This window comes from Pseudorhodoferax sp. Leaf267, from assembly GCF_001422405.1.
Lineage (GTDB): Bacteria > Pseudomonadota > Gammaproteobacteria > Burkholderiales > Burkholderiaceae_C > Pseudorhodoferax.
Window position 1 is genome coordinate 168754 of sequence record NZ_LMMV01000022.1, and the last position, 16313, is coordinate 185066.

Genomic DNA, 16313 nt, shown 5'->3' on the forward strand with positions numbered 1-16313 from the left:
GTCCCTAGAATGCGGCGATGATCTCCCGCGAACCCACCCTGGCACGCATTGCCACCGCCCAGCAACTGCTGCTCGATCCCTTCGGCCTGACGCCCGCGCACCTGCAGCGCGCGCTGTCCGAGATCACGGCGCACAAGGTCGACGATGCCGACCTGTACTTCCAGTACACGCGCAGCGAGGGCTGGAGCCTGGAGGAGGGCATCGTCAAGACCGGCTCGTTCAGCATCGACCAGGGCGTGGGCGTGCGCGCGGTCAGCGGCGAGAAGACGGCGTTCGCCTATTCCGATGACATCTCCGAGGCCTCGCTGCTGGACGCGGCGCGCACCGTGCGCGCCATCTCGTCGGCTGCGCAGAACAAGCGCGCCAAGGTGCCGGTGCAAAAAGTGGCCGGCAGCCGTTCGCTCTACGACGGGCTAGACCCGATCGCCACGCTGGACAGCACGGCCAAGGTCCAGCTGCTGGAGCAGGTCGAGCAGCGCGCCCGCGCCAAGGACCCGCGCGTGGTGCAGGTCATGGCCGGCCTGGCCAGTGAATACGACGTGGTGCTGGTCGCGCGCGCCGATGGCACGCTGGCCGCCGACGTGCGGCCGCTGGTGCGCCTGTCGGTCACGGTGATCGCCGAGGCCAAGGTCGGCGGCACGGTGCGGCGCGAGGTCGGCTCGGGCGGCGGCGGCGGGCGCTTCGGCCTGGCCTACTTCGACAGCGGGCGCATCGACGAATACGTGGACCAGGCCGTGAACGCCGCGCTGACCAACCTGGAGGCACGCCCCGCGCCGGCCGGCGAGATGACGGTGGTGCTGGGCGCCGGCTGGCCCGGCATCCTGCTGCACGAGGCCATCGGCCACGGGCTGGAGGGCGACTTCAATCGCAAGGGCTCCAGTGCCTTCAGCGGGCGCATCGGCCAGCGCGTGGCAGCCAAGGGCGTGACCGTGCTCGACGACGGCACCATCGCCGACCGCCGCGGCTCGCTGAACGTGGACGACGAGGGCAATGCCAGCCAGCGCAATGTGCTGATCGAGGACGGCATTCTGAAGGGCTATATCCAGGACGCGATGAACGCGCGCCTGATGGGTGTGAAGCCTACCGGCAACGGCCGGCGCGAGAGCTACGCCCACATCCCCATGCCGCGCATGACCAACACCTACATGCTGGGCGGCGACAAGGAGCCGGGCGAGATCATCGCCAGCATCAAGAAGGGCTTGTACGCCAGCAACTTCGGCGGCGGCCAGGTCGACATCACCTCGGGCAAGTTCGTGTTCTCCGCCAGCGAGGCCTTCTGGGTCGAGAACGGCAAGATCTTGTACCCGGTCAAGGGCGCGACCCTGGTCGGCAACGGCCCCGACGCGCTGACGCGCGTGAAGATGATCGGCAACGACATGAAGCTGGACTCGGGCGTGGGCACCTGCGGCAAGGAAGGCCAGAGCGTGCCGGTGGGCGTGGGCCAGCCCACCTTGCGCATCGACGGCCTGACCGTCGGCGGCACGGCTTGAACCGCCATTGATGTGCTAGAGTCGCGCCCCATGTCTGCCTCCCGCGCTGTTTACTTTGCCTACTTTTGGTTCCCGGATTCCGGCGGACAAGAGGCGCGCGCGTAAAGCAAGACACACAGACCTCCCAAAACCGCCGGTACCGCAAGGACCGGCGGTTTTTTTTGGCCCGCACATTTCAACCAGAGGACAAGAGACCATGAGCACGCAGCAGACCCCTGACGCCTGGACGGCGAACGTCGAGAAAACCAGCCAGACCGACGACGAACGCATCAAGGACATCACCGTGCTCCCGCCTCCCGAACACCTGATCCGGTTCTTCCCGATCCGCGGCACGGCCGTCGAGTCGCTGATCAGCCGCACGCGTACCAGCATCCACGACATCATGGCCGGGCAGGACGACCGGCTGCTGGTGGTCATCGGCCCGTGCTCCATCCACGACCCGGCTGCGGCACTGGAATACGCCCGCCGCCTGAAGGTGCAGCGCGACAAGTACGCTGGCACGCTGGAAATCGTGATGCGCGTCTACTTCGAGAAGCCGCGCACCACGGTGGGCTGGAAGGGCCTGATCAACGACCCTTACCTGGACGAGAGCTACCGCATCGACGAGGGCCTGCGCATCGCGCGCCAGTTGCTGATCGACATCAACCGCATGGGCCTGCCGGCCGGCAGCGAGTTCCTGGACGTGATCTCGCCGCAGTACATCGGCGACCTGATCGCCTGGGGCGCCATCGGCGCGCGCACCACCGAGAGCCAGGTGCACCGCGAGCTGGCCTCGGGCTTGTCCGCGCCGATCGGCTTCAAGAACGGCACGGACGGCAACATCCGCATCGCGACCGACGCGATCCAGGCCGCCGCGCGCGGCCACCATTTCCTGTCGGTGCACAAGAACGGGCAGGTCGCCATCGTGCAGACCAATGGCAACAAGGACTGCCACGTGATCCTGCGCGGCGGCAAGGCGCCCAACTACGACGCGGCTAGCGTGGGCGCGGCCTGCAAGGAACTGGCAGCCACGGGCCTGGCGCCCACCTTGATGGTGGACTGCAGCCACGCCAACAGCAGCAAGCAGCACGAGAAGCAGACCGATGTCGCGCGCGATGTCGCGGGCCAGATCGCCGGCGGCTCGCGCCAGATCTTCGGCCTGATGATCGAAAGCCATCTGCAGGCTGGCGCCCAGAAGTTCACGCCGGGCAAGGACGACGCCCGGCAACTGGTCTACGGCAAGAGCATCACCGACGCCTGCCTGGGCTGGGAGCCCTCGCTGGACGTGCTGGAGACGCTGTCGCAGGCCGTGGCGGCGCGCCGCGCGGCCCAGCGCTGAAGCCGGGTTTGCGTCGATTGCCGGCAGCGCCGGCTGCAGCGATGCTGGGTCTTTTCGTACAGGGGACACGCCATGCGCAGTGAAGTGTCGGTCGAGCTGGTCACGGGGCAGCGGTTCAGCGTCGACCTGGAAGAAGTGCAGCCCATGCCGCACGACCAGGCCCGCCAGTGGCTGGACGCGCAATTCACGCAGCTCGAATGCGAGCCGCTGCGGGCCACGGGCAAGGTGCTGCTGGTGGACAAGTTGATCGCGATCGCACAGGCCGCCGGGCCCTCGCTGCTGGGCGACGCGCAATGGCTGGCCGATTTCGCGCGCGCCGCCAGCGCCGCGCTGGCCAAGCCCGTGGTGCGGGTCGACCTGGGCGCGATGGCGATCAGCTACTGAAACGGGCCTGCAGCGCGTCCAGCAGCCGCCGGTGGATGCCACCGAAGCCGCCGTTGCTCATGCATAGCACCTGGTCGCCGGGCCGCGCCGCCGCGACGACCTGGTCCACCAGCGTGGCGATGTCGCCGGCCACCTGCAGCTTCGGCCCCATGGACGCCAGCGCTTGCGCCGGGTCCCACCCCAGGCCGGCACTGTGGCAGAACGCCAGGTCGGCCGATTCCAGGCTCCAGGGCAGCCGCGCGTTCATGGCGCCCAGCTTCATGGTGTTGCTGCGCGGCTCGAACACGGCCAGGATGCGCGCGCCAGCGCCCAGTTGCGCACGCAAGCCATCCACCGTCGTGCGGATCGCTGTCGGGTGGTGCGCGAAGTCGTCGTAGACGCGGATCTCACCGCCAGCGGCTGCGACCGTGCCGCGCAGCTCCATGCGGCGTTTGACGTTCTGGAAGCTCTGCAGCGCGGCGGCGGCGTCTGCAGGCTTCACGCCCAGGTGCTGCGCGGCGGCGATGGCGGCCAGCGCGTTCATGCGGTTGTGCAGGCCCGACAGCTCCCAGTGCAATTCGGCCGCGGGAACGCCGTCCTGCAGCACCGTGAAGCGCTCGGCCGTGCCATGCGCCGTGAAGCGCCCGCCCGTGCCGAAGCCCGCGGTCTCGCTCCAGCAGCCTTGGGCCAGCACGCGGGCCAGCGCTTCGTCCTCGGCGTTGACCACCACGCGCCCCTGGCTCGGCACGGTGCGCACGAGGTGGTGGAACTGGCGCTCGATCGCCGCCAGGTCGTCGAAGATGTCCGCGTGGTCGAACTCCAGGTTGTTCAGCACGGCGGTGCGCGGCCTGTAGTGCACGAACTTGCTGCGCTTGTCGAAGAACGCCGTGTCGTATTCGTCGGCCTCGATGACGAAGCAGCCGCCGGGCGCGCTGAGGCGCGCGGAGATGCCGAAGTTGAGTGGCACGCCGCCGACCAGGAAGCCAGGATGCAGGCCCGCGCATTCCAGCACCCAGGCCAGCATCGACGTGGTGGTCGTCTTGCCGTGGGTGCCCGCTACGGCCAGCACATGGCGGCCCTGCAGCAGGTGCTCGGCCAGCCATTGCGGGCCGCTGGTGTAGGCAGCGCCCGCGTCCAGGATGGCTTCCATGAGCGGGAATTTGGGCGCGCCATCGGCCAGCCGGGCGCGCGAGACCACGTTGCCGACCACGAACACGTCGGGCTTCAGCGCCATCTGCTCGGCGCCGAAGCCCTCGATCAGCTCGATGCCCAGCTCGCGCAACTGGTCGCTCATGGGGGGGTAGACGCCCGCGTCGCAGCCCGTCACGCGGTGGCCGGCAGCGCGCGCCAGTGCGGCCAGGCCGCCCATGAAGGTGCCGCAGATGCCGAGGATGTGGATGTGCATGGGCGGCGATTCTAGGAGCCGCCCAGGGGCATCGACGCCAGGGGCACAATCGCCGCCCATGGACAAGGCGAGTGCAGAAATCGCAGCCACGGCGGCGCGGATGGTGGTCGAGGAGGGGCTGGAATACGGCCCGGCGAAGCGCCGCGCGCTCAAGCAGCTGGACCTGGGGTCGCGCGCGCGCCTGCCCGACAACGACGCCGTGGAAGACGCGGTGCGCGAATACCTGGACCTGTTCTGCGCCGACACCCAGCCCGGCGAGCTGCTGGCGCTGCGGCGGCTGGCCCTGGTGTGGATGGAGCGCTTGCAGGCATTTCGCCCCTACCTGGCCGGCGCCGTCTGGCATGGCACGGCAACGCGGCTGTCCGACATCTACCTGCAGCTGTTCTGCGACGACTCGAAGTCGGCGGAGATCTCGCTGATCGACCATGGCGTGCGGTTCTCGCCCAGCACGGTGCCGGGTTTTCGCGGTGATCCAGTCGAGGCCCTGAGCCTGAGCAGCCGCAGCGCCGAATTGAACGAGAACGTGGGCGTGCACCTGCTGGTCCACGATCTGGACGATCTGCGCGGCGCGCTCAAGCCCGACGCCCGTGGCCGCTCGCCCCGCGGCAGCCTGGACGCCGTGCGCAAGCTGGTGCAGGCGTCGGAGGTGGCATGAGCACCGCGGACAAGACACCTCCCGCCGGCCGCCGCGGCCTGGTGCTGGGCGCCGGCGCTGCGGCCCTGCTCGCTGGGGCTGGCGCTGCGTGGTGGAGCAGACGGCCCAGCGCCGAAGACGCTGCCGCGACGCAGGCCTTGTGGGCCGTCCAGGGCGAGCGGCCACAGGGCGGTACGCTGGACATGGCCGCTTTTCGCGGCAAGCCCGTACTGGTCAACTTCTGGGCCACCTGGTGCCCGCCCTGTGTCGAAGAGCTGCCGTTGATCGATGCGTTCTTCCGCCAGCACGCGGCCAATCGCTGGCAGGTGGTCGGCCTGGCGCTGGACAAACCGGCGGCGGTGCGCACTTTCCTGGCCAAAACGCCCGTCACTTTCCCGGTCGGGATTCTGGGTTTGGGCGGCATGGGCGTGCTCAGGACACTGGGCAACACGGGCGGTGGTTTGCCCTTCACCTTGGTGCTGGATGCGGCAGGCCAGGTGCAAGCTCGTAAAATGGGGCAAATCACCCCCCTGGATTTGCAAGGCTGGGCGAGCAAAACCGCTTGATCCTGGCCTTGTAGCACCGCCAGCAGCAACCGCTGATCGGCGCAGTACCTCTTAATTGCCCGCAGTAAGCGATAGTTGAGTGAAATTCGGTTAGATTTCACCCCTTTTCGTTTGGTGCGACTGGAGCTCCCATGGATTTGCGCAAACTCAAGACCTTGATCGACTTGGTCTCGGATTCCAATGTGTCCGAATTGGAAATTACAGAAGCAGAAGGCAAGGTCAGGATCGTCAAGGGCGTGCCTGCAGCACCCCAGGTCTACATGCCGGCACCGAGCCAGCCGGCCCCGCTGGTGGAGACGGTGGCAGCCGCGCCGGTGGCAGTGGCCGCGCCCGCAGAGCCCGTGGTCAAAGGCCATGTCGCCAAGTCGCCGATGGTCGGCACCTTCTACCGCTCGCCGAGCCCCGGCGCCAAGGCGTTCATCGAGATCGGCAGCGTGGTGAAGGAAGGCGACACGGTCTGCATCATCGAGGCCATGAAGATCCTCAACGAGATCGAGGCCGACAAGTCCGGCACCATCACCGAGATCCTGTGCGAGAACGGCCAGGCGGTCGAGTACGGTCAGCCCCTGTTCGTCATCGAGTGAGCATGTTCAAGAAGATTCTGGTTGCGAACCGCGGCGAGATCGCCCTGCGGATCCAGCGCGCCTGCCGTGAATTGGGCGTCAAGGCCGTCATGGTCTATTCGGAGGCCGACCGCGATGCCAAGTACGTGCGCCTGGCCGACGAGGCCGTGTGCATCGGGCCGGCGCCGTCGGCGCAGAGCTACCTCAACATGCCGGCCATCATCTCGGCCGCCGAGGTGACCGACGCCGAGGCCATCCACCCCGGCTACGGTTTCCTGAGCGAGAACGCCGACTTCGCCGAGCGCGTGGAGAAGAGCGGCTTCCAGTTCATCGGCCCGACGCCCGAGAACATCCGCACCATGGGCGACAAGGTCGCGGCCAAGCAGGCCATGATCAAGGCCGGCGTACCCTGCGTGCCGGGCTCGGACGGCGAACTGCCGGACGACCCGGTCCAGATCCGCCGCATCGCCAAGACGGTCGGCTACCCGGTGATCATCAAGGCGGCCGGCGGCGGCGGCGGGCGCGGCATGCGCGTGGTCCACACCGAGGCCGCGCTCGTGAACGCCGTGCAGACGACCAAGGCCGAGGCCGGCTCGGCCTTCGGCAACCCGGCCGTCTACATGGAGAAGTTCCTGCAGAACCCGCGGCACGTGGAGATCCAGGTGCTGGCCGACAAGCACAAGAACGCCGTCTACCTGGGCGAACGCGACTGCTCCATGCAGCGCCGCCACCAGAAGGTGGTCGAAGAGGCGCCCGCGCCCGGCATCCCGCGCAAGCTGATCGAGCGCATCGGCGAGCGCTGCACGGCGGCCTGCAAGCGCATCGGCTACCGTGGCGCCGGCACTTTCGAGTTCCTGTACGAGAACGGCGAGTTCTATTTCATCGAGATGAACACGCGCGTGCAGGTCGAGCACCCGGTGACCGAGCTGATCACGGGCGTGGACATCGTGCGCACGCAGATCATGGTGGCGGCCGGTGAGAAGCTGCCGTTCACGCAACGCCAGATCGAGATCCGCGGCCATGCCATCGAATGCCGCGTAAACGCCGAGCACCCCTACAACTTCATGCCCTCGCCGGGCCGCATCACGACCTGGCACCCGCCGGGCGGGCCTGGCGTGCGCGTGGACTCGCATGCCTATGCGAACTACTTCGTGCCGCCGAACTATGACTCGATGATCGGCAAAATCATCGTGCACGGCGACACGCGCGAGCAGGCCATGGCGCGCATGCGCACGGCGCTGGCCGAGACCGTCATCGAGGGCATCAACACCAACATCCCGCTGCACCGCGAGTTGATGGTGGACGCCAAGTTCATGGCCGGCGGCACCAACATCCATTACCTGGAAGAGTGGCTGTCGCAGCACAAGCGATGAGCGCCGCGCCGGGCCGCCCCAAGCAAGCTCGCTCCCCCTCGGGGGGCAGCGAACCTCGCGCAGCGGGGAGCGTGGGGGCCTTGATGAGCGCCGGAGCGTGGGGGCCTTGATGAGCGCCGCGCCGGGCCGCCCCAAGCAAGCTCGCTCCCCCTCGKGGGGCARCGAACCTCGCGCAGCGGTGAGCGTGGGGGCCTCGATTGGCTAAGGCCCTGGCGGCTTGAGGACGAGAACATGTACGAAATCCGCCTGATGTGTCCCGAGGACCGGGTCGAAACGCTGAGCGAGGCGCTGGAGGCGCTGGACGCGCTGTCCGTCAGCGTGGAAGACGCCGATGCGCAGACCGACGCCGAGCAGGCCCTGTTCGGCGAGCCCGGCATGCCGCCGCCGGCCGAGGGCTGGCAGCGTTCGCGCCTGGTCGCGCTGTTCGCGACCGAGGATGGCGCGCGCGAGGCCGAGCAGCTGCTGCAGGCGCAGGACTTCTTTGCCGGCTGCCAGTGGCTGGGCGTGGACGAGGTGCCCGAACAGGACTGGGTGCGGCTCACGCAGTCGCAGTTCACGCCGGTCGAGATCACGCCGGCGTTCTGGATCGTGCCGACCTGGCACGAGCCGCCTGCGCAGGCGCGGCAGGTGATCCGTCTGGACCCGGGCCTGGCCTTCGGCACCGGCACGCATCCCACCACGCGCATGTGCCTGCGCTGGATCGCGCGCCAGGCCGCGTCGGGCTGGGGCCGCGTACTGGACTACGGCTGCGGCTCGGGCATCCTGGCCATTGCGGCCGCCAAGCACGGCGCCACCGTGGTCGACGCGGTGGACATCGACGAGGCCGCCGTCACCTCCACGCTGGACAACGCGCGCGCCAACGACGTGACGCTGCACGCCGGCCTGCCGGACCGGGCCCAGGGCCTGTACCAGGTGGTGCTGGCCAACATCCTGGCCACGCCCTTAAAGATGCTGGCGCCGTTGCTGTGCGCCCATGTGGACGCTGGCGGCTCGCTGGTGCTGGCCGGCATCTTGGAGCGCCAGGCCGACGAGCTGCAGGCTGTTTACGCGCCGCTGCTGGACCTGCAGGTCGCCGATCGCGAAGACGGCTGGGTGCTCATGACGGCCACGCGGCCAAGCTGAGCTTCGGCACCGCGCGCGCATCCATGAGCCAGGTCACGCGCTGCCCCGCTTGCGGAACTTCGTTCAGGGTCGTGCCCGACCAGTTGCGCATCTCGCAGGGCTGGGTGCGCTGCGGGCAGTGCGACGAGGTTTTCGACGCCGCGCAGGACCTGCGCGACCAGGCGGCCGCCCAGGGCCGGCCCATGCCGCAGGAGGTGCAGGAGGCGCAGGAGGCGCAGCCGCCCAGGCCCGCGCCGGCCGAGGCTCCGCTGTTCGGGCCGCCCGAGGACGCGACCACGCCCGCCCCGGCGCGCGCGCCCGAGGGCACCGACCCACCCGCGCCGACGCTGGTCGATGTCGCACCGCAATGGTTGCAGAGCGCGCCGCCCGAGATCCCGGTCACCGACCCCGCTGCCTCGCTCGACGTCGGCTTTGCCGAGTACCAGCAAGCCCAGGTGCAGGCCGACGATCCGGTGCTCGCCCCCTTGCTGAGGCCTTCGGCATCGGACGGCCCAGCCGGCGCGCCCGCGCCCGACGATGCGCCGCCCGGCGCCTTGGGGGGAGACCGCCTGTTCGTTGCCCTCGCGCCGGGCGCTGGCGCCAGGCTGGAGGCCGCGGCCGCAACCGCGGTCGACGCCATGCCGTTGCCGCAGCGGCCTGCCTCCGATGCTGCGCCATCGCTTGCGGCACAGGCGGCGCGTCCGGCAGGCCCGGTGCCTGTGGCGACGCACCCCGGCGCGACCGCGCATGCCGAGGTCTCCTTTCTGCGCGATGCGCCCGAGATGGCCCCGGTGCGGGTTGCGGCCACGCCCCGACGCGGGCTGTGGTTGGGCGCTGCGGCGCTGCTGCTGCTGGTCTTGGTGCTGCAGCTGGCCGTGCACACGCGCGACCGCCTCGCCTCTGCGGCGCCGGCCTTGCGCCCTGTGCTGCGGGTCATGTGCCTGCCGCTGGGCTGCACGCTGCAGCCGCTGCGCCGCATCGACGCCATCGTGATCGACGGCTCGGCCTTCGTGGCGCTGGGCGAGCAGGGCTATCGGCTGAGCCTCACGCTGCGCAACCGCGCACCGCATGCCGTGGCACTGCCGGCACTCGTGCTGTCGCTGACCGACATCCAGGAGCAGGCCGTGGTGCGCCGCGTGCTGCTGCCTGAGGAGCTGGGCGCGCCGCCGGCCGAGCTGGCGGCACACGGCGAATGGTCCACCAGCGTGGACCTGCAGTTGGCAGACAACGCCGGCCGTGCGCGCGTGGTGGGCTACCGCCTGGACTCCTTTTATCCCTGACGACTTCCTGCTCGGAGAAACACCATGGCCAGCATCATTTGCGGATCCCTCGCGTTCGACACCATCATGACCTTCGAGGGCCGGTTTTCCGACCAGATCCTGCCCGACCAGATCCACAACCTGAATGTGTCGTTCCTGGTGCCCGGCCTGCGGCGCGACTTCGGTGGCTGCGCCGGCAACATCGCCTACGCGCTCAAGCAGCTCGGCGGCGACCCGTTGCCCATGGCCACGCTGGGCCGCGACAGCGCCGACTACCTGCAGCGCCTCGTAGACCTGGGCATCAGCACCGAGTACGTCCAGGAGATCCCGGAGACCTACACCGCGCAGGCCATGATCATGACGGACCAGGCCAACAACCAGATCACGGCCTTCCACCCGGGCGCGATGATGCAGGCGCACCAGACACGCATCGTGGCTCGGCCTGATGTGAAGCTGGGCATCGTCTCGCCGGATGGCCGCAACGCCATGCTGGCGCATGCGGAGCAGTTCGTGGCTGCCGGCATCCCCTTCGTCTTCGATCCTGGCCAGGGCCTGCCGATGTTCGACGGCGCGGCGCTGCGGCATTTCGTCGAACTCGCGACCTGGGTCACGGTGAACGACTACGAAGGCAAGATGCTCAGCGACCGCACCGGCCTCGGCTTTGCAGAGCTGTCGCGCCAGGTGCGAGGCCTGATCGTGACGCTGGGCGGCGAGGGCAGCGAGGTCTGGATCGCGGGCGAGAAGACCTTGGTGCCGGCGGTGCGTGCAACAGAGGTCGTGGACCCGACGGGCTGCGGCGACGCCTACCGTGGCGCGCTGCTGTATGGGCTGGAGCAGGGCTGGCCGCTTGCGCGCTGCGCGGCATTGGGCAGCCAGCTGGGTGCGCTGAAGATCGCCCAGCGCGGGCCGCAAAACTACGTGGTCGACCGCGTCGCGCTGGGCTTGTAAGAACGCGCAGGAATGAAAAAGCCCGGCGTCTTGCGACGCCGGGCCTGGTGCGCATCGCTGCGCAGGGGCTCAGGGCTTGCCGGCCGTCGGGAAGGGCCAAGCAGCCTGGGGGTTCAGCGTGGTCTGTGTGGACGCAGAGGCTGGGGCCGGGGCAGGCTTGGCGGCAGCGGGTGCGGCCGCTGCTTTCTTGGCAGCCTTCTTGGTGGCGGCCTTCTTCGCAGGAGCCGGCGCGGCTGCCTTCTTGGCGGGCGCAGCGGCCTTCTTGGCGACGGCCTTCTTTGCCGGGGCGGCCTTCTTCGCGGGCGCCGCCTTCTTGGCTGCAGCCTTCTTCGCGGGCGCTGCTGCCTTCTTGGCCGGAGCGGCCTTCTTGGCGGGCGCTGCCTTCTTGGCGACGGCCTTCTTCGCGGGTGCTGCTGCCTTCTTGGCCGGTGCAGCCTTCTTCGCTACAGCCTTCTTCGCGGGCGCTGCAGCCTTCTTCGCGACAGCCTTCTTGGCGGGCGCTGCGGCCTTCTTCGCCGGTGCGGCTGCCTTCTTGGCTACAGCCTTCTTCGCGGGAGCCGCCTTCTTCGCGGGTGCAGCTTTTTTCGCTGGTGCGGCCTTCTTTGCGGCCGGCTTCTTTGCAGTTGCCATTGAGTTCTCCTTGATCGGATTACAAAGAGCACTTCATGCGGGTTGGGCCGCAGGAAGCGATGCATGGCGTTGGAACCCGATGTCCCAGCGCCATGTATTCGAGAACGCACCACGCCCGCACTCTGCGGTGCTAGGGCGGTGGTGCGTGATGCCTTGTGGCATGTTCTTGTGGAGCTTCAGTCCCAGGACAGCGCGCCGCCGGACTGGTATTCGATGACCCGGGTCTCGAAGAAATTGCGCTCCTTCTTCAGGTCGATCATCTCGCTCATCCAGGGGAAGGGGTTCTCTTCGTTCGGGAACAGCGGCTCCAGGCCGATCTGCGTGGCTCGGCGGTTCGCGATGTAGCGCAGGTAGCCCTTGAACATCGAGGCGTTCATGCCCAGCACGCCGCGCGGCATGGTGTCTTCGGCATAGCGGTACTCGAGTTCGACGGCCTTCTCGAACAACGCCTTGATCTCGGCCTTGAACCCGGCCGTCCACAGGTGCGGGTTCTCCAGCTTGAGCTGGTTGATCAGGTCGATGCCGAAGTTGCAGTGCATGGACTCGTCGCGCAGGATGTACTGGTACTGCTCGGCCGCGCCCGTCATCTTGTTCTGACGGCCCAGCGCCAGGATCTGCGTGAAGCCCACGTAGAAGAACAGGCCTTCCATGAGGCAGGCAAACACGATCAGCGACTTGAGCAGCGTCTGGTCGTTCTCGGGCGTGCCGGTGTGGAAGTTCGGGTCCATGATCGCCTCGATGAAGGGGATCAGGAACTCGTCCTTGTCGCGGATCGACTTGACCTCGTTGTAGGCGTTGAAGATCTCGGACTCATCCAGCCCCAGCGACTCGACGATGTACTGATAGGCGTGCGTGTGGATCGCCTCTTCGAAGGCCTGGCGCAGCAGGAACTGGCGGCACTCGGGCGCCGTGATGTGGCGGTAGGTGCCCAGCACGATGTTGTTGGCGGCCAGCGAGTCGGCAGTGACGAAGAAGCCGAGGTTGCGCTTGACGATGCGGCGCTCGTCTTCGGTCAGGCCGTTCGGGTCTTTCCACAACGCGATGTCGCGCGTCATGTTCACCTCTTGCGGCATCCAGTGGTTGGCGCAGGTGGCGAGGTACTTTTCCCAGGCCCACTTGTACTTGAACGGCACCAGCTGGTTCACGTCGGTCTGGCCGTTGATGATGCGCTTGTCGGCTGCGTTCACGCGGCGTGCGACAGGGGCTTCAGAGGTGCTGGCGCGCGGTGCTGCGGCAGCGGGAGCGACGGCGCCATCGTCGAGTTTGCGCAGTGCCACAGGGGCTGCGGCCGCGGTCGCGACGGAGGGGTTCACGGATACGGGAGAGACCGACGCCTCGCGGTGTCCGGTGGAACCGCCGTGCATGTTCGATGGCGAGGAGGGCTTGACTTCGTCGTCCCAGGTGAGCATAGATTTTCCAGTGCAGAGATTATGAAAGCGGTGCAGTGAAAAGCAAAGGCTTCACACTGGTCACCGCTTGGTTTTGTTGCTCAATCGCATCGCAAACGAAGGCTTCGCATGCGATGCGTCGGGTTCAGGCCTGCGCGCTTACTGGCAGGCCTCGCACGTGGGGTCATCGACACCGCAGAACTTCACGTCGGTGGCCGGCGATGCGGCGAGTGGCGCGTTCATCTGCGCGTCCATCTGGGCACGCGCTTTCGCAGCGGCCACATCGAGCGCGCTCATGCGCTGTGCATCGTTGCCGCCCGACGAAACAGCGTTCATGCGGCCTGCCGTGACGGTGGATTTTTCGGCGTGCGTGGCACCGCGCGTGCGCAGGTAGTAGGTGGTCTTGAGGCCACGCGTCCACGCCAGCTTGTAGGTGTCGTCCAGCTTCTTGCCCGAGGCGCCGGCCATGTAGATGTTCAGCGACTGCGCCTGGTCGATCCACTTCTGGCGACGCGCTGCGGCCTCCACCAGCCAGGTGGTCTCGACCTCGAACGCAGTGGCGTAGAGCGACTTGATCTCCTGCGGCACGCGGTCGATGGGTTCGAGCGAACCGTCGAAGTGCTTGAGGTCCATGACCATCACGTCGTCCCACAGGTTCAGGCGTTTCAGGTCGCGCACCAGGTAGTGGTTGATGACGGTGAACTCGCCCGACAGGTTGGACTTGACGGACAGGTTGCCGAAGCAGGGCTCGATCGATGCGTCCACGCCGATGATGTTGGAGATGGTCGCGGTCGGTGCGATGGCCACGCAGTTGGAGTTGCGCATGCCGTCCTGCTTGATCTTGGCGCGCAGGGCTTCCCAGTCCAGCGTGGCCGAGCGGTCCACTTCCACGTAGCCGCCGCGGGCCTTGGCCAGCAGGTCCAGCGTGTCCAGCGGCAGCACGCCCTTGTCCCACAGCGAACCCTTGTAGCTCGCGTAGCGGCCACGCTCGGCGGCCAGGTCGGTCGAGGCCCAGTAGGCGTAGTAGCAGATGGCTTCCATCGAGGTGTCGGCGAACTGCACGGCGGCGTCGCTGGCGTAGGGCACGCGCAGCTCGTACAGCGCGTCCTGGAAACCCATCAGCCCCAGGCCCACCGGGCGGTGGCGCATGTTGGAGTCGCGCGCCTTCTTCACGGCGTAGTAGTTGATGTCGATCACGTTGTCCAGCATGCGCATGGCGGTCGCGATCGTCTTCTTGAGCTTGGCGTGGTCAACGCTGCCGTCCTTCAAGTGCTGCAGCAGGTTCACGGAACCCAGGTTGCAGACCGCGGTCTCGGTGTCGCTGGTGTTCAGCGTGATCTCGGTGCACAGGTTGGACGAGTGCACGACACCCACATGCTGCTGCGGCGAGCGCACGTTGCAGGCGTCCTTGAACGTGATCCAGGGGTGGCCGGTCTCGAACAGCATCGTGAGCATCTTGCGCCACAGGTCCGAGGCCTGGACGGTGCGGCTGGGCTTGATCTCGCCGCGCGCGGCCTTCTCTTCATAGGCCACGTAGGCCTTCTCGAAGTCGGTGCCGAACAGGTCGTGCAGGTCGGGCACGTTGGAGGGCGAGAACAGGGTCCAGCTGCCCTTTTCCATCACACGGCGCATGAACAGGTCGGGGATCCAGTTGGCCGTGTTCATGTCGTGCGTGCGGCGGCGGTCGTCGCCCGTGTTCTTGCGCAGCTCCAGGAACTCTTCGATGTCCAGGTGCCAGCTTTCCAGGTAGGTGCAGACCGCGCCCTTGCGCTTGCCGCCCTGGTTCACGGCGACCGCCGTGTCGTTGACGACCTTGAGGAACGGCACCACGCCCTGCGATTCGCCGTTCGTGCCCTTGATGTGCGAGCCCAGGGCGCGCACGCGCGTCCAGTCGTTGCCCAGGCCGCCAGCGAACTTGGACAGCAGCGCGTTTTCCTTGATCGACTCGTAGATGCCGTCCAGGTCGTCGGGCACGGTCGTGAGGTAGCACGAGGACAGCTGCGAGCGCAGCGTGCCGGCGTTGAACAGCGTGGGCGTGCTGGACATGAAGTCGAACGAGGACAGCACCTCGTAGAACTCGATGGCGCGCGCTTCGCGGTCGATCTCGTTCAGCGACAGGCCCATGGCCACGCGCATGAAGAAGGCCTGCGGCAGTTCGATGCGCGTCTTGCGCACGTGCAGGAAGTAACGGTCGTACAGGGTCTGCAGGCCCAGGTAGTCGAACTTCAGGTCGCGCTCGGCCTTCAAGGCGGCGCCCAGTTTCTTGAGGTCGAACTGCAGCAGCTTCTCGTCCAGCAGCTCGTTGTCCACGCCCTTTTTGATGTAGAGCGGGAAGTAGTCGGCGTAGCGCTCGGCCATCTCGGCCTGCGTGGACTCCACGCCCAGCACTTCCTTGACGATGGTGTGCAGCAGCAGGCGCGCCGTGGCGTAGGTGTAGTCCGGGTCCTTCTCGATCAGCGTGCGGGCGGCCAGGATGGCGGCCTTGTAGACCTCTTCGATCGGCACGCCGTCGTACAGGTTGCGCATGGTCTCGGCCACGATGGGATCGGGCTTGACGTCTGCGCCCAGGCCGGCGCAAGCATCGGCGATCAGCTGCTGCAGGCCGGCCAGGTCCAGCGCGACGCGCTCGCCGCCGTCCAGCACATGCAGGCTGGGCGCCGCAGGCTTGTCCTGCTCGCCCTGGCGCAGGCGTTCCTGCGCGCGGCGTTCGCGGTACAGCACGTAGGCACGTGCGATCTCATGGTGGCCGCCGCGCATCAGGCCCAGCTCGGCCTGGTCCTGCACGTCTTCGATGTGGAAGGTGCCGCCGCCCGGGCGCGAGCGCACCAGCGCGCGGACCACGGCCTGGGTCAGGTTGTCGACCACTTCGCGCACGCTGGCCGAAGCCGCGCCCTGCGTGCCGTGCACGGCCAGGAAGGCCTTCATCATGGCCACGGCGATCTTGTTCGGCTCGAACGGCACGACGGCGCCATTGCGGCGGATGATCTGGTAGTGCGCCAGCATGCCGGGCGTGGAGGCGTCGGCAACGGCGCCGCCGCGGGCGGCCTGGCTGGCGGGCGATGCGGGCGCGGTCTGCGAAGACGGGGAGGGGTTCGCTGCGGTGTGCATGGCTTCCTTCTTTTTTGGGACAACGATGGGAGAACGCGAGGGCTGTCGTCAGCCCGGACGGGTGCTGGAACAGCCTTCGGAAATGAGCGGGTGGACCCTATATCTGGGGTTCGGCGGCATTCTAGCCACTACCGGTAGTGTTTCGCAGCGGGTTTTTGTGAGCACTG

Annotated in this window: 14 protein-coding genes; 10 read left to right on the plus strand and 4 right to left on the minus strand. The window is 67.7% G+C overall.

Annotation, left to right across the window (positions count from 1 at the left end):
- Window positions 1-17: 17 nt before the first annotated feature.
- The 3 genes from tldD to ASF43_RS20645 all read left to right on the plus strand — a co-directional run bounded on the left by tldD (window position 18) and on the right by ASF43_RS20645 (window position 3192).
- The gene (tldD, locus tag ASF43_RS20635; RefSeq protein WP_056184934.1) at window positions 18-1490 is read left to right on the plus strand and encodes a metalloprotease TldD; all 1473 of its coding nucleotides are present in this window, start codon (window positions 18-20) and stop codon (window positions 1488-1490) included.
- A 196-nt stretch (window positions 1491-1686) separates the two neighbouring features.
- Complete coding sequence (locus ASF43_RS20640) at window positions 1687-2808, plus strand: 3-deoxy-7-phosphoheptulonate synthase (protein WP_056184937.1); 1122 nt, start codon at window positions 1687-1689, stop codon at window positions 2806-2808.
- Between the two features lie 72 nt (window positions 2809-2880).
- Window positions 2881-3192, plus strand: coding sequence for a hypothetical protein (locus ASF43_RS20645; RefSeq protein ID WP_056184940.1), 312 nt, complete (start codon window positions 2881-2883; stop codon window positions 3190-3192).
- On the opposite strand, the gene mpl is transcribed toward ASF43_RS20645, so the two are convergent.
- Window positions 3182-4576 (minus strand): UDP-N-acetylmuramate:L-alanyl-gamma-D-glutamyl-meso-diaminopimelate ligase, encoded by a 1395-nt coding sequence (gene mpl, locus ASF43_RS20650; protein ID WP_056184943.1) that lies wholly within the window; start codon window positions 4574-4576, stop codon window positions 3182-3184. The genes ASF43_RS20645 and mpl overlap by 11 nt on opposite strands.
- A gap of 58 nt (window positions 4577-4634) precedes the next feature.
- Here mpl and ASF43_RS20655 point away from each other — a divergent pair, with 58 nt between their 5' ends.
- From ASF43_RS20655 to ASF43_RS20685, 7 genes are all read left to right on the plus strand, one after another.
- Window positions 4635-5231: a hypothetical protein gene (locus tag ASF43_RS20655; RefSeq protein WP_056184946.1), complete on the plus strand. Its 597-nt coding sequence runs from the start codon at window positions 4635-4637 to the stop codon at window positions 5229-5231.
- On the plus strand, window positions 5228-5776 hold the full coding sequence (locus ASF43_RS20660; protein WP_056184948.1) for a TlpA disulfide reductase family protein: 549 nt from the start codon (window positions 5228-5230) through the stop codon (window positions 5774-5776). The genes ASF43_RS20655 and ASF43_RS20660 overlap by 4 nt, the downstream gene beginning before the upstream one ends.
- A gap of 131 nt (window positions 5777-5907) precedes the next feature.
- The gene (gene accB / locus ASF43_RS20665) at window positions 5908-6360 is read left to right on the plus strand and encodes an acetyl-CoA carboxylase biotin carboxyl carrier protein (protein WP_056184951.1); all 453 of its coding nucleotides are present in this window, start codon (window positions 5908-5910) and stop codon (window positions 6358-6360) included.
- A gap of 2 nt (window positions 6361-6362) precedes the next feature.
- A complete protein-coding gene (gene accC / locus ASF43_RS20670) occupies window positions 6363-7712 on the plus strand; it encodes an acetyl-CoA carboxylase biotin carboxylase subunit (RefSeq protein ID WP_056184953.1) in 1350 nt (449 codons plus the stop codon).
- Window positions 7713-7943: 231 nt separating this feature from the next.
- A complete protein-coding gene (prmA, locus tag ASF43_RS20675; RefSeq protein WP_056184956.1) occupies window positions 7944-8834 on the plus strand; it encodes a 50S ribosomal protein L11 methyltransferase in 891 nt (296 codons plus the stop codon).
- 23 nt (window positions 8835-8857) lie between these two features.
- On the plus strand, window positions 8858-10093 hold the full coding sequence (locus ASF43_RS20680; RefSeq protein WP_082498034.1) for a zinc-ribbon and DUF3426 domain-containing protein: 1236 nt from the start codon (window positions 8858-8860) through the stop codon (window positions 10091-10093).
- 24 nt (window positions 10094-10117) lie between these two features.
- On the plus strand, window positions 10118-11020 hold the full coding sequence (locus ASF43_RS20685) for a carbohydrate kinase family protein (RefSeq protein ID WP_056184961.1): 903 nt from the start codon (window positions 10118-10120) through the stop codon (window positions 11018-11020).
- A gap of 69 nt (window positions 11021-11089) precedes the next feature.
- Here the strand turns inward: ASF43_RS20685 and ASF43_RS20690 are convergent, their stop codons facing one another.
- The 3 genes from ASF43_RS20690 to ASF43_RS20700 all read right to left on the minus strand — a co-directional run bounded on the left by ASF43_RS20690 (window position 11090) and on the right by ASF43_RS20700 (window position 16146).
- On the minus strand, window positions 11090-11650 hold the full coding sequence (locus ASF43_RS20690) for a hypothetical protein (protein WP_056184964.1): 561 nt from the start codon (window positions 11648-11650) through the stop codon (window positions 11090-11092).
- Between the two features lie 176 nt (window positions 11651-11826).
- On the minus strand, window positions 11827-13059 hold the full coding sequence (locus tag ASF43_RS20695; protein ID WP_056184967.1) for a ribonucleotide-diphosphate reductase subunit beta: 1233 nt from the start codon (window positions 13057-13059) through the stop codon (window positions 11827-11829).
- Between the two features lie 138 nt (window positions 13060-13197).
- Window positions 13198-16146 carry a ribonucleoside-diphosphate reductase subunit alpha gene (locus ASF43_RS20700; RefSeq protein WP_056184972.1) on the minus strand — a complete coding sequence of 983 codons (2949 nt, stop codon included), beginning with the start codon at window positions 16144-16146 and terminating at the stop codon, window positions 13198-13200.
- Window positions 16147-16313 lie beyond the last annotated feature (167 nt).